General features: G+C 70.4%; 13 protein-coding genes. 6 read left to right on the plus strand and 7 right to left on the minus strand.

Annotated features, from left to right (window positions below; translation table 11 throughout):
* Nucleotides 1-22 precede the first annotated feature (22 nt).
* Nucleotides 23-709, plus strand: a complete 687-nt coding sequence (locus ABZV42_RS10655) for a FadR/GntR family transcriptional regulator (RefSeq protein ID WP_356051639.1) — start codon at nt 23-25, stop codon at nt 707-709.
* Between the two features lie 42 nt (nt 710-751).
* On the opposite strand, the gene ABZV42_RS10660 is transcribed toward ABZV42_RS10655, so the two are convergent.
* The 3 genes from ABZV42_RS10660 to fabG all read right to left on the minus strand — a co-directional run bounded on the left by ABZV42_RS10660 (nt 752) and on the right by fabG (nt 2,774).
* A complete protein-coding gene (locus tag ABZV42_RS10660; RefSeq protein WP_356051642.1) occupies nt 752-1,138 on the minus strand; it encodes a hypothetical protein in 387 nt (128 codons plus the stop codon).
* A gap of 158 nt (nt 1,139-1,296) precedes the next feature.
* A complete protein-coding gene (fabI, locus tag ABZV42_RS10665) occupies nt 1,297-2,064 on the minus strand; it encodes an enoyl-ACP reductase FabI (protein WP_355985579.1) in 768 nt (255 codons plus the stop codon).
* A 5-nt stretch (nt 2,065-2,069) separates the two neighbouring features.
* Nucleotides 2,070-2,774, minus strand: coding sequence for a 3-oxoacyl-[acyl-carrier-protein] reductase (gene fabG / locus ABZV42_RS10670; protein ID WP_355985581.1), 705 nt, complete (start codon nt 2,772-2,774; stop codon nt 2,070-2,072).
* Nucleotides 2,775-3,045: 271 nt separating this feature from the next.
* On the opposite strand from fabG, the gene ABZV42_RS10675 reads away from it, so the two are divergent.
* From ABZV42_RS10675 to tyrS, 3 genes are read left to right on the plus strand one after another with little or no spacing between them, the layout of a single operon-like run.
* Nucleotides 3,046-4,569, plus strand: a complete 1,524-nt coding sequence (locus tag ABZV42_RS10675; RefSeq protein ID WP_355985583.1) for a TldD/PmbA family protein — start codon at nt 3,046-3,048, stop codon at nt 4,567-4,569.
* Nucleotides 4,566-5,960, plus strand: a complete 1,395-nt coding sequence (locus ABZV42_RS10680) for a metallopeptidase TldD-related protein (RefSeq protein WP_355985585.1) — start codon at nt 4,566-4,568, stop codon at nt 5,958-5,960. The genes ABZV42_RS10675 and ABZV42_RS10680 overlap by 4 nt, the downstream gene beginning before the upstream one ends.
* Nucleotides 5,961-6,004: 44 nt before the next feature.
* The gene (gene tyrS / locus ABZV42_RS10685; protein ID WP_355985587.1) at nt 6,005-7,273 is read left to right on the plus strand and encodes a tyrosine--tRNA ligase; all 1,269 of its coding nucleotides are present in this window, start codon (nt 6,005-6,007) and stop codon (nt 7,271-7,273) included.
* Between the two features lie 106 nt (nt 7,274-7,379).
* Here tyrS and ABZV42_RS10690 read toward each other — a convergent pair whose 3' ends face one another.
* On the minus strand, nt 7,380-7,655 hold the full coding sequence (locus ABZV42_RS10690) for a GlsB/YeaQ/YmgE family stress response membrane protein (RefSeq protein WP_355985589.1): 276 nt from the start codon (nt 7,653-7,655) through the stop codon (nt 7,380-7,382).
* 243 nt (nt 7,656-7,898) lie between these two features.
* Here ABZV42_RS10690 and ABZV42_RS10695 point away from each other — a divergent pair, with 243 nt between their 5' ends.
* On the plus strand, nt 7,899-8,285 hold the full coding sequence (locus ABZV42_RS10695; protein ID WP_355985714.1) for a DUF3099 domain-containing protein: 387 nt from the start codon (nt 7,899-7,901) through the stop codon (nt 8,283-8,285).
* 337 nt (nt 8,286-8,622) lie between these two features.
* Complete coding sequence (locus tag ABZV42_RS10700; protein ID WP_355985591.1) at nt 8,623-8,895, plus strand: hypothetical protein; 273 nt, start codon at nt 8,623-8,625, stop codon at nt 8,893-8,895.
* 43 nt (nt 8,896-8,938) lie between these two features.
* On the opposite strand, the gene moaA is transcribed toward ABZV42_RS10700, so the two are convergent.
* The 3 genes from moaA to ABZV42_RS10715 form a co-directional block, all read right to left on the minus strand.
* The gene (gene moaA / locus ABZV42_RS10705) at nt 8,939-9,928 is read right to left on the minus strand and encodes a GTP 3',8-cyclase MoaA (RefSeq protein ID WP_355985593.1); all 990 of its coding nucleotides are present in this window, start codon (nt 9,926-9,928) and stop codon (nt 8,939-8,941) included.
* A gap of 183 nt (nt 9,929-10,111) precedes the next feature.
* The gene (locus tag ABZV42_RS10710; RefSeq protein ID WP_355985595.1) at nt 10,112-11,749 is read right to left on the minus strand and encodes a cation acetate symporter; all 1,638 of its coding nucleotides are present in this window, start codon (nt 11,747-11,749) and stop codon (nt 10,112-10,114) included.
* Nucleotides 11,746-12,102 (minus strand): DUF485 domain-containing protein, encoded by a 357-nt coding sequence (locus ABZV42_RS10715; RefSeq protein ID WP_355985597.1) that lies wholly within the window; start codon nt 12,100-12,102, stop codon nt 11,746-11,748. The genes ABZV42_RS10710 and ABZV42_RS10715 overlap by 4 nt, the downstream gene beginning before the upstream one ends.
* Nucleotides 12,103-12,107 lie beyond the last annotated feature (5 nt).

The raw sequence follows: 12,107 nt of genomic DNA on the forward strand, positions 1-12,107 counted from the left end.
CGGGCCCGTACGAAGGACCGTCATGCCGCTGAGCCATCCCCGCCGTTCGGCCCTGTCCGAGCAGGTCATCGCCGAGCTGCGGAACCAGATCACCTCGGGCGAGTGGCCGGTGGGCTCCCGTATCCCCACCGAGCCGGAGCTCGTCGACCAGCTGGGTGTGGCCCGCAACACCGTGCGCGAGGCGGTCCGGGCGCTCGCCCACAACGGGCTGCTCGACATCCGGCAGGGATCGGGGACGTACGTCGTGGCGACGAGCGAGCTGGCGGGCGTGATGCACCGCCGGTTCGCGGACGCCGACCCGCGGCACATCGCCGAACTGCGGTCCACGCTGGAGTCGAGCGCCGCGAGGCTGGCCGCCGAGCGGCGCTCCGAGCGCGATCTCAAGCAGCTGGAGGCGCTCCTCGTACGCCGGGAGGAGGCCTGGGAGTCGGGTGACGCGGAGGCCTTCGTGACCGCCGACGCGACCTTCCACATGGCGGTGGTGGCCGCGTCCCGCAACGACGTCATGACGGCGATGTACGCGGATCTGGGCGAGGTGCTGCGCGACTGGCTGCGCGAGGACGTCGGCAAGGAGCTGACGCCGGAGACGTACATGGACCACGCCCGGCTCGTCGACGCGATCAGGACGGGCGACGCGGAGGCGGCGGCCACGGAGGCCGCCGGCTATCCCTTCCAGTGCCGGCCCGGCCCGCAGGGTGGCCGGCAGTAGCCACGGGTGCCCTCCGGGCCCGTCGGTTCGGGGCGCGGGGCGTCAGTCCTCGTGGGTGATCCAGACCCTGCGGATCTCCTTCCAGCAGCGGCCGGTCAGCCGGACCGTCATCGCGGGCCCGACGTCGACCGGGGCGCTGTCACTGTCGATGTCCCACCAGCGGGCACATTCGACGTGCAGAGCGACACGGTCGGTGCCCACATAGGGGTTGTGGCAGTACGCGACGGCATGGGAGCCGGTGACGGTGGTCCGGCAGTCGGCGCCGAACGGCTGGGGTACGGCGGGCCGCCGTGCCGCCTCGCTCCCGGCGGCCGGCCGGGGTGTCGCGTTCGCACTCTCCGCGCGCGGGTGGGACATCGCGTCGTACGGAACGGCCGTCACCAGGGCGACAGCGGCGAACACTGGAGCAAAGCGGCGGGACAGGCGCACAAGGGGACCTCCTCGGCCGTACGGCTGCGGGGCGGGCGGTGCGTGCTTCCAGCGTGCCGGTCACGAGGGCCCGGCCGCCCGGCCGACTGGGCCGAACGGGCGACGCCCCGCTCCCCGCGCGCTGCGGGGAACGGGGCGTCGGAACCGGGCGTAAGCGTTTACGCGCCGATGGCGTGCAGGCCACCGTCGACGTGGATGATCTCGCCCGTGGTCTTCGGGAACCAGTCGCTCAGGAGGGCGACGACGCCCTTGCCCGCCGGCTCCGGGTCCTTGAGGTCCCACTCCAGCGGAGAACGGCTGTCCCAGACGGCGGCCAGGTCGCTGAAGCCCGGGATGGACTTGGCGGCCATGGAGCCGATCGGGCCCGCCGAGATGAGGTTGCAGCGGATGTTCTGCTTGCCGAGGTCACGCGCCATGTAGCGGCTGGTGGCCTCCAGGGCGGCCTTGGCCGGACCCATCCAGTCGTACTGCGGCCAGGCGTACTGCGCGTCGAAGGTGAGGCCCACGACGGACCCGCCGTTCTGCATCAGCGGCAGGCAGGCCGTGGTCAGCGACTTCAGGGAGAACGCCGAGACGTGCATGGCCGTGGCCACCGACTCGAACGGCGTGTTCAGGAAGTTGCCGCCGAGGGCGTCCTGCGGCGCGAACCCGATGGAGTGCACGACGCCGTCGAGGCCGCCCAGCTCCTCGCCGACGATATCGGCGAGACGGGCCAGGTGCTCCTCGTTGGTGACGTCGAGCTCGATGACCTTGGTGGGCTTCGGCAGCTTCCTGGCGATGCGCTCGGTCAGCGTGGGCCGCGGGAACGCCGTCAGGATGATCTCGGCACCCTGCTCCTGGGCCAGCTTGGCGGTGTGGAAGGCGATGGAGGACTCCATCAGCACACCGGTGATCAGGACGCGCTTGCCCTCAAGAATTCCACTCATGGTGATCAGTGACCCATTCCCAGTCCGCCGTCAACCGGGATGACGGCTCCAGTGATGTACGAGGCTTCGTCCGAGGCGAGGAACCGCACCGTCGCGGCGATCTCCTCGGGCTTCGCGTAACGGCCCAGCGGTACCTGCGACACGATCTTCGCGCGCTGCTCGTCGGTGAGCGCCTGCGTCATGTCGGTGTCGACGAAGCCGGGCGCGACGACGTTGAAGGTGAGGTTGCGTGAGCCCAGCTCGCGGGCCAGCGAACGCGCGAAGCCGACGAGGGCGGCCTTCGACGCGGCGTAGTTCGCCTGCCCCGCCGAGCCGAGCAGCCCGACGACCGAGGAGATCAGCACGACGCGGCCCTTCTTGGCCCGCAGCATGCCGCGGTTGGCACGCTTGACCACGCGGAAGGTGCCCGTGAGGTTCGTGTCGATGACCGAGGTGAAGTCCTCCTCGGACATGCGCATCAGCAGCTGGTCCTTGGTGACGCCCGCGTTGGCGATCAGGACCTCGACCGGGCCGTGCTCGGCCTCGATCTCCTTGTAGGCCTGCTCCACCTGCTCGCTGTCGGTGATGTCGCACTTGACCGCCAGGAAGCCAGCCGGTGGCTCACCGGACCGGTACGTGATCGCGACCTTGTCGCCTGCGTCGGCGAATGCGCGGGCGATGGCGAGGCCGATGCCCCGGTTGCCTCCGGTGACGAGAACCGAGCGGCTCAACGGATCACCCTTTCGTTAGCGGACTGAAACCCCTGCAATACAGGCGCCTTCCTCGAAAACCTATCGGTCCGCCCGGCCTCCCAGGGAATCGGGCACCGACAGTGGGTTCGGGTGACTGCTGTCGGATCCCTACAGAAAGGCGAGGCCGTACGTCCGGAAGGCGGACCTGCCGCGGCCGAAAGACGCGCCCGGTGACGGGAAAGGCGTGGCCGCCGGACCCGCCCGCGCGACATGATCGGACCCGACGGGCCACGACAGCAGGGAGACCTCGGTGCCTCATTCCATCGACGAAGCCTTCACGGCGCTACCGCTGCGCGCACTCGCCGACGCCGCGCTCGCGCGGGCGCGGGCGCTGGGCGCCGATCACGCGGACTTCCGGTTCGAGCGGGTGCGCAGCGCGTCCTGGCGGCTGCGCGACGCCAAGCCTGCCGGATCGTCGGACACCACGGACCTGGGGTACGCGGTACGGGTCGTGCACGGCGGGACCTGGGGGTTCGCGTCGGGCGTCGACCTGACGATGGACGCGGCCGCGAAAGTGGCCTCGCAGGCCGTGGCGATGGCGAAGCTGTCGGCCCAGGTCATCAAGGCGGCCGGGTCCGACGAGAGGGTCGAGCTGACCTCCGAGCCGGTGCACGCGGAGAAGACGTGGGTCTCGTCGTACGAGATCGATCCCTTCTCCGTGCCGGACGAGGAGAAGGCGGGGCTGCTGGCCGACTGGAGCGCGCGGCTGCTGGCGGCCGACGGCGTCAACCACGTCGACGCGTCCCTGCTGACCGTGCACGAGAACAAGTTCTACGCGGACACCGCCGGGACCGTGACCACGCAGCAGCGGGTTCGGCTGCACCCGCAGCTCACCGCGGTGGCCGTCGACGATTCCAGCGGCGAGTTCGACTCGATGCGGACGATCGCGCCGCCGGCCGGGCGCGGCTGGGAGTACCTGCTGGGCACCGGCTGGGACTGGGACGCCGAGCTGGAGCGGATTCCCGGGCTGCTCGCGGAGAAGATGCGGGCGCCGAGCGTGGAGGCGGGGGTGTACGACCTCGTCGTCGACCCGTCCAATCTCTGGCTGACGATCCACGAGTCCATCGGGCACGCCACCGAGCTGGACCGCGCGCTCGGTTACGAGGCCGCGTACGCCGGGACCTCGTTCGCCACCTTCGACCAGCTCGGCAAGCTCAGGTACGGCTCCGATCTGATGAACGTGACCGGTGACCGCACCGCCGAGCACGGTCTGGCGACCATCGGGTACGACGACGAGGGCGTCGAGGGCCAGTCCTGGGACCTCGTGAAGGAGGGCACGCTCGTCGGCTACCAGCTGGACCGGCGGATCGCGAACCTGACCGGCTTCGAGCGCTCCAACGGCTGCGCCTACGCCGACTCCCCCCGGCATGTGCCCGTGCAGCGGATGGCCAACGTCTCGCTCAGGCCCGACCCCGGCGGGCTGTCCACCGAGGACCTGATCGGGGGTGTCGACCGCGGGATCTATGTCGTCGGCGACCGGTCCTGGTCCATCGACATGCAGCGCTACAACTTCCAGTTCACCGGCCAGCGCTTCTTCAGGATCGAGAACGGCCGGATCACGGGCCAGCTCCGTGATGTCGCGTACCAGGCGACGACCACCGACTTCTGGGGTTCGATGGCCGCCGTCGGCGGCCCCCAGACGTACGTCCTCGGCGGTGCCTTCAACTGCGGCAAGGCCCAGCCGGGCCAGGTCGCGGCGGTGTCGCACGGCTGTCCTTCCGCCCTCTTCAAGGGTGTCAACATCCTCAACACCACGTCGGAGGCCGGTCGATGAGCGCCCGTACGAGCAAGCCGCACGAGGTCGTCGAGCGCGCCCTCGCCCTGTCGCGGGCCGACGGCTGTGTGGTGATCGCCGACGAGCGGTCCAGCGCGAACCTCCGCTGGGCGGGCAACGCACTCACCACGAACGGGGTCACGCGCGGGCGCACGCTCACCGTGATCGCCACCGTCGACGGCCGCGAGGGCACCTCGTCCGGTGTCGTCTCGCGCTCGGCCGTGACCGCCGACGAGCTGGAGCCCCTGGTGCGGGCGGCCGAGGCCGCGGCACGGGGCGCCGGCCCCGCCGAGGACGGCCGGCCCCTGGTGACGGGCGTGCCGGAGTCGCCGGACTTCACGGACGCGCCCACCGAGACCTCCTCCGCCGTCTTCGCCGACTTCGCGCCGACGCTCGGAGAGTCGTTCGCCCGCGCGCGTACGGGCGGCCGCGAGCTGTACGGATTCGCCAACCACGAGCTCGTCTCCAGCTACCTCGGTACGTCGACGGGGCTGCGGCTGCGGCACGACCAGCCGAACGGCACGCTGGAGCTCAACGCCAAGTCACCGGACCGTACGCGTTCGGCCTGGGCGGGACGCTCGACGCGGGACTTCAAGGACGTCGACCCGGCCGCGATGGACGCGGAGCTGGCGGTGCGGCTGGGCTGGGCCCAGCGGCGTGTCGAACTGCCCGCCGGGCGCTACGAGACGCTGTTGCCGCCGACCGCGGTCGCGGACCTGCTGATCTACCAGCTGTGGTCGGCGGCCGCCCGGGACGCGGCCGAGGGCCGGACCGTCTTCAGCAAGCCCGGGGGCGGCACCCGCATCGGTGAGCGCCTCAGCGAACTGCCGCTGACGCTGCGCAGCGACCCGAACGAGCCGGGCCTGGAGTGCGCTCCCTTCGTCCTCGCGCACTCCTCGGGCGACGACGCCTCGGTGTTCGACAACGGGCTGCCGCTGGGGGCCACCGACTGGATCCGGGAGGGCGAGCTGCGGCATCTGTCCACCACCCGGCACAGCGCCGGGCTGACCGGGCTGCCGGTGACGCCGTCGATCGGGAACCTCGTCCTCGACGGCGGTGAGGACCGCTCCCTGGAGGAGATGGTCGCCGCCACGGAGCGCGGTCTGCTGCTGACCTGCCTGTGGTATATCCGCGAGGTCGACCCGGCGACGCTGCTGCTGACCGGGCTCACCCGGGACGGCGTCTACCTCGTGGAGGGCGGCGAGGTCGTGGGCGAGGTGAACAACTTCCGGTTCAACGAGTCGCCGGTGGGCCTGCTGGGACGGGTCACGGAGGCGGGGCGGACGGAGAAGACGCTGCCCCGGGAGTGGAGCGACTGGTTCACCCGGGCCGCGATGCCCGCGCTGCGCGTACCGGACTTCAATATGAGCTCTGTCAGCCAGGGCGTATAACCTCGTACCTGATTCACGAGACCACCCAAGGAGATACGAGAACCGTGACGGACATCGTCGACGAGCTGAAGTGGCGGGGCCTGTTCTCCCTGTCCACCGACGAAGATGCTTTGCGCAAGGCGCTCGCGGACGGTCCCGTCACGTTCTATTGCGGCTTCGACCCGACCGCGCCGAGCCTGCACGTCGGTCACCTGGTGCAGGTGCTCACGATGCGCCGGCTCCAGCGGGCGGGGCTGCGGCCGCTCGCCCTGGTGGGCGGGGCGACGGGCCAGATCGGTGACCCCCGCCCGACGGCCGAGCGCACCCTGAACGACCCGGAGACGGTCGCGAACTGGGTGACGCGCCTGCGTTCACAGATCGAGCCGTTCCTGTCCTTCGAGGGCGAGAACGCCGCGCTCATGGTGAACAACCTCGACTGGACGGCCGGACTGTCGGCCATCGAGTTCCTGCGGGACATCGGCAAGCACTTCCGCGTCAACAAGATGCTCACCAAGGACTCCGTGGCCCGCCGCCTCGAGTCCGAGGAGGGCATCAGCTACACGGAGTTCAGCTACCAGCTGCTCCAGGGCATGGACTTCCTGGAGCTGTACCGACGCCACGGCTGCACCCTCCAGCAGGGCGGCAGCGACCAGTGGGGCAACCTCACGGCGGGCCTGGACCTGATCCACCGCCTCGAGCCCGGGGCCCAGGTGCACGCGCTGGCGACGCCGCTGATGGTCAAGGCGGACGGCACCAAGTTCGGCAAGACCGAGGGCGGTGCCGTCTGGCTCGACCCCGAGATGACGACGCCGTACGCGTTCTACCAGTTCTGGCTGAACGTGGACGACCGGGACGTCTCGACGTACCTGCGCATCCTGTCCTTCAGGTCCCCCGAGGAGCTGGAGGAGCTGGAGAAGCAGACCGAGGAGCGTCCGCAGGCCCGTGCCGCCCAGCGCGCGCTGGCCGAGGAGCTGACGACGCTGGTGCACGGCGCCGACCAGACGGCCGCCGTGATCGCCGCGTCCAAGGCCCTCTTCGGGCAGGGCGAGCTGGGCGAGCTCGACGAGCGGACGCTCGCCGCGGCCCTGTCCGAGGTGCCGCACATCCAGGTCGCCGAGGCGGGCCTGGTCGTGGACCTCTTCGCGGAGGTCGGCCTGGTGGCCAGCAAGTCCGCCGCACGCCGCACGGTCAAGGAGGGCGGCGCGTACGTGAACAACGTGAAGGTCGCCGCCGAGGACGCGGTGCCGGCCGCGGAGGACCTGCTGCACGGGCGCTGGCTGGTGCTGCGCAGGGGCAAGAAGAGCCTGGCCGCGGTCGAGGTCACGGGCGGCTGAGGCCTCCCGCGTCACCGGACGCGCGAACGAAGGGGCGGCTCCGCGACGGAGCCGCCCCTTCGTCGTGCCGCCGCTGCCGGGGAGGCCGGGCGGCCGGCTCTCGGTCTCAGGTCTTCACCTTGTCGCCCCGCAGGGCCATGTAGAGCATGTCGCCGAGGAAGACGATGACGATGGCGGCGGCCAGCTGAAGCGCGTGCCGTCCCCAGTCGATGCCCCTCGTCTCGGCGATGCCGAAGCCCCGGGCGATCGCGTTGCCGACGATCGCTCCGAGGATGCCGAAGATGGTGGTCAGCCACAGCGGGCTGTGCTGCTTGCCCGGAATGATCGCCTTGGCGATCAGGCCCAGCACGAACCCGACGATGATCGCCCAAAGCCAGCCCATGTCCGCCTCCTCGTACCGCTCCCCGTGAGCGGTACCGCCAGTCTCTGGCTGTCCGCCATACGGCGCATGTCGGGCGCGGCCGTACGCGCTACGGCGCACCATGTCCACCCGGACCGGATGTGCCCCGGTCTCGAAGGCGGCGCAGACGCGGCGTAACGTGGAAGCAGTCCGGGCCCGCTTCCTCGACGGGTACGGGCCGGGTACGGGCCGGGAGTGTCCGACGCAGGCGGGTGGTGGAGTGTGATCAGGAAGCAGAGCAACGTCCAGGTCTTCCGGATCACCGGAGCCAGACAGAGTCTGGACGACGACGTGCGCGGCCGGCAGCGCCGCTATGTCATCTCGATGTCCGTCCGCACGGTGTCGGTGATCCTTGCAGCCACCCTGTGGAACGTCGAACGGCCCGTCGCTCTGGTCGCTCTGGTCCTCGGGATTCTCCTCCCGTACGTCGCCGTGGTCATCGCCAACGCCGGACGTGAGAACGCGCCTTCCCTTCCCTCCACATTCGTCACCGCCCCGCTGCGTCCGATGATCACGGGGCCCCGGCAGGACGGCTCGCCGGAGCCGTCCCCCGAGGACGCCGCGAGTGGTCCCGGGACGCGTCCGGGGGCCGAGCCGCACGACTCGGACTGAGGCCGGACCGGAGCCGATCCGCTCGCGAACTCGCCCCGGGACATGGCCCGTTCAGCTCCGGACGGACGCCTTCGGCCTCGCCGGAAACGGAATATCGGCGCGCCGGCAAGCTCAAGAAAAGCTCAGATCAATCATGTTGTTCCAGTGCCGGGCGGCGGGTTACCCGTGACATACTTCGTACGCGCTCCGCATCCCCCGTCGGAGCGACGGACCGACGCCGGGCAGCTCCCCCCGTGGCTGCTCGGCGTCGCCTTTGTGCGCACTCGGAGCCCGGCCCGCGAACGGTCCGTCCACCGCGCGGAGCGCGTGCCGAGAAGCCTCGGCTAGGGTCGGCAGAGTGATTGTGAACGCCCCCGGCTCCGAACCCGCCTCCCCCGTCTGCTCGGCCAAGGCCTGCCGTGCGGCCGCCGTGTGGGTGCTCGCCTGGAACAACCCCAAGCTGCACACGCCCGAGCGCCGCAAGACCTGGCTCGCGTGCGACGAACACCGTGAGCACCTGTCGCAGTTCCTCGGGGTGCGCGGGTTCCTCAAGGACGTCGTGACCCTCGACGAGTGGGAGGCCGCCCGGCCCGCGGATCAGGCGTCCCCCGCGGAGCGCGGCGGGGAATAGCGGCCGCACGACCGTCCCGTCGTCCGGCGGGGAACAGCCCCCGTCAGCCGCCGATCGCCGACATCGGGCGGTCGGGCTGCACGAACGACGGGTCGTCCAGGCCCGCCCCCGCCTTCTTGCCCCACATCGCGGCGCGCCAGGCGTCGGCGATCTCCTCGTCGGGCGCGCCCGAGCGCAGTGCGCCGCGAAGATCGGTCTCCTCGGTGGCGAACAGACAGGTGCGTATCTGGCCGTCGGCGGTGAGCCGGGTGCGGTCGCAGGCCGCGCAGAACGGGCGGGTGACCGAGGCGATGACGCCGACGCGGTGCGGGCCGTCGTCGACGATCCAGCGCTCGGCGGGGGCGGAACCCCGCTCGTCGGCGCCTTCCCCGGTGAGCCTGAAGCGGGTGCGCAGCGAGGCGAGGATGTCGCCGGCGGTGACCATGCCGTCGCGCTTCCAGCCGTGCTGGGCGTCCAGGGGCATCTGCTCGATGAAGCGGAGTTCGTACTCGTGCTCCATGGACCAGGCCAGCAGGTCCGGGGCTTCGTCGGCGTTCAGGCCCGGCATCAGGACCGAGTTGATCTTGACGGGGGTCAGGCCGGCGGCGTGGGCGGCTTCGAGGCCCTCGATGACGTCCTTGTGCCGGTCGCGGCGGGTGAGCGTCTTGAAGACGTCGGGCCGCAGGGTGTCGAGGGAGACGTTCACCCGGTCGAGTCCGGCGGCCTTCAGGGCGGCCGCGGTGCGCTTGAGGCCGATGCCGTTGGTCGTGAGGGACATCCGGGGGCGGGGGGCGAGGGCCGCGACCCGCTCGACGATGCCGGGCAGGCCCGGTCGCAGCAGGGGCTCGCCGCCCGTGAAGCGGACCTCCTCGATGCCGAGGCGGGTGACCGCGATCCCTATCAGGCGGACGATCTCGTCGTCGGTGAGCAGATCGGGCTTGGCGAGCCAGCTCAGGCCCTCTTCGGGCATGCAGTACGTGCAGCGGAGGTTGCACCGGTCCGTCAGTGACACACGCAGGTCGGTGGCCACTCGGCCGTAGGTGTCGATGAGCACGTGGGCCCCCTCCCTCGTCGCCGATCTCGTTGTCCGGATACCTGCGAGCCTACGTGACGGGACGGACAACAACAGCGGCCCGATCACACGAGACGCGGCGCGGGCCCGTCGTAGGGACCTACCAGTGGTGATCCACCGGCGGCCTGCGACGGGCCCGCGCGATGCCGGGGCTCCGGGCCTGCCCTAATGCGCTCCGGTGCCGGTCAGGGAGCGGACCTCCAGCTCTGCGTACTTGCCGGCGTCCGGTTCCTCCTTGGAGAGGACGGTGCCGAGCCAGCCCAGCAGGAAGCCGACCGGGATGGAGATGAGGCCCGGGTTCTCCAGCGGGAACCAGTGGAAGTCGACGTCGGGGAACATCGAGGACGGCTTGCCGGAGACGACCGGGGAGAACAGCACCAGTCCGACCGCCGTGACCAGGCCGCCGTAGATCGACCAGAGCGCGCCCGCGGTGGTGAACCTCTTCCAGAACAGGCTGTAGAGGATCGTCGGCAGGTTGGCGGAGGCCGCGACCGCGAAGGCGAGGGCGACCAGACCGGCGACGTTGAGGTCGCGGGCGAGGGCTCCGAGCAGGATGGACACGGCGCCGATGCCGACCGTCGCGTACCGGGCGGCCTTCATCTCCTGCTTCTCCGACGCCTGCCCCCTCTTGATGACGTTCGCATAGATGTCGTGCGCGAAGGAGGAGGACGAGGCGAGCGTCAGTCCCGCGACGACCGCGAGGATCGTGGCGAAGGCGACGGCGGAGATGGTGGCGAGCAGGATCGCTCCCCAGCTGGAGTCCACTCCGCCGAGGTGCAGGGCGAGCAGGGGTGCCGCCGTGTTGCCCGCCTTGTTGGAGGCGATGATCTCGTCCGGCTTGATGAGCGCGGCGGCGCCGAAGCCGAGGGCGAGGGTCATCAGGTAGAAGACGCCGATGAGCCCGATCGCCCAGTTGACGGACTTCCGCGCGGTCCTGGCGGTGGGCACGGTGTAGAAACGGATCAGGATGTGCGGCAGGCCCGCAGTGCCGAGGACCAGTGCCATGCCGAGAGAGATGAAGTCCAGCTTGGTGGTCGAGGTGGCGCCGTACTTGAGCCCTGGTTCCAGGAAGGGCGAGCCCTTGCCGCTGTTCTCGGCCGCCTTGCCGAGCAGGTCGGAGATGTTGAAGTGGAACTTCAGCAGGACCAGGAAGGTGAGCAGCACGGCTCCCGCGATGAGCAGGACCGCCTTGACCATCTGCACCCAGGTGGTGCCCTTCATCCCGCCGATGGTGACGTACACGATCATCAGGACGCCGACGAGCGCGACGATGCCGACCTTGCCGCCGTCGCTGGTGATGCCCAGCAGCAGCGAGACGAGGACGCCCGCGCCCGCCATCTGGGCCAGCAGGTAGAAGATCGACACGACGATGGTGGAGGTGCCGGCGGCGGTACGGACCGGGCGCTGGCGCATGCGGTAGGCGAGGACGTCGCCCATCGTGTACCGGCCGGAGTTGCGCAGCGGTTCGGCGACCAGGAGCAGGGCCACCAGCCAGGCGACCAGGAAGCCGATGGAGTAGAGGAAGCCGTCGTAGCCGAAGAGGGCGATCGCGCCGGCGATACCGAGGAAGGAGGCGGCGGACATGTAGTCGCCGGAGACGGCGAGTCCGTTCTGGAAGCCGGTGAACTGGCGGCCGCCCGCGTAGAAGTCGGCGGCGTCCTTGGTCTGGCGGCCGGCCCAGACGGTGATGACGAGGGTCGCGGCGACGAACACCGCGAACAGGGTGATGATCAGCGGGCGGTGCTGGCTCGCCTCGCCCGCGGCCAGTACTGCCTGGTGCGCGGTGGTCCGTGCGGGGCTCATGCGCCGCCCTCCATCCGGGACTTGATGGCGTCGGCCTTGGGGTCGAGGTGAGCGGCCGCGTGCCGCGAGTACCACCAGGCGATGAGGAAGGTGGTGAGGAACTGGCCGAGGCCGAGAACCAGGGCGACGTTGACGTTGCCGAACAGCTTGGTGCCCATGAAGCCGCCCGCGTAGTTCGAGAGCAGCACGTACAGCAGGTACCAGAGGATGAATCCGACGGTCAGCGGAAAGGCGAAGGAGCGGTGGGAGCTGCGGAGTTCACCGAACTCGGCACTCTCCTGCATCTCGACGAACTTCTCGGTGGACGGGAGCTGGGCTCCGGTTTGCGCGGGTGGTGGTGCGTCGGTGGCCACGGTGT

Origin of the sequence: Streptomyces sp. NPDC005281 (genome assembly GCF_040607495.1) — a bacterium.
In the GTDB taxonomy this organism is placed as follows: domain Bacteria; phylum Actinomycetota; class Actinomycetes; order Streptomycetales; family Streptomycetaceae; genus Streptomyces.

Excerpts from the sequence above, each read along its gene's own strand:
- ABZV42_RS10690 (WP_355985589.1), bottom strand. The coding sequence starts at position 7,655 with ATGGGCTGGCTTTGGGCGATCATCGTCGGGTTCGTGCTGGGCCTGATC.
- ABZV42_RS10710 (WP_355985595.1), bottom strand. The coding sequence starts at position 11,749 with ATGAGCCCCGCACGGACCACCGCGCACCAGGCAGTACTGGCCGCGGGC.
- ABZV42_RS10655 (WP_356051639.1), top strand. The coding sequence starts at position 23 with ATGCCGCTGAGCCATCCCCGCCGTTCGGCCCTGTCCGAGCAGGTCATC.
- ABZV42_RS10680 (WP_355985585.1), top strand. The coding sequence starts at position 4,566 with ATGAGCGCCCGTACGAGCAAGCCGCACGAGGTCGTCGAGCGCGCCCTC.
- fabI (WP_355985579.1), bottom strand. The coding sequence starts at position 2,064 with ATGAGTGGAATTCTTGAGGGCAAGCGCGTCCTGATCACCGGTGTGCTG.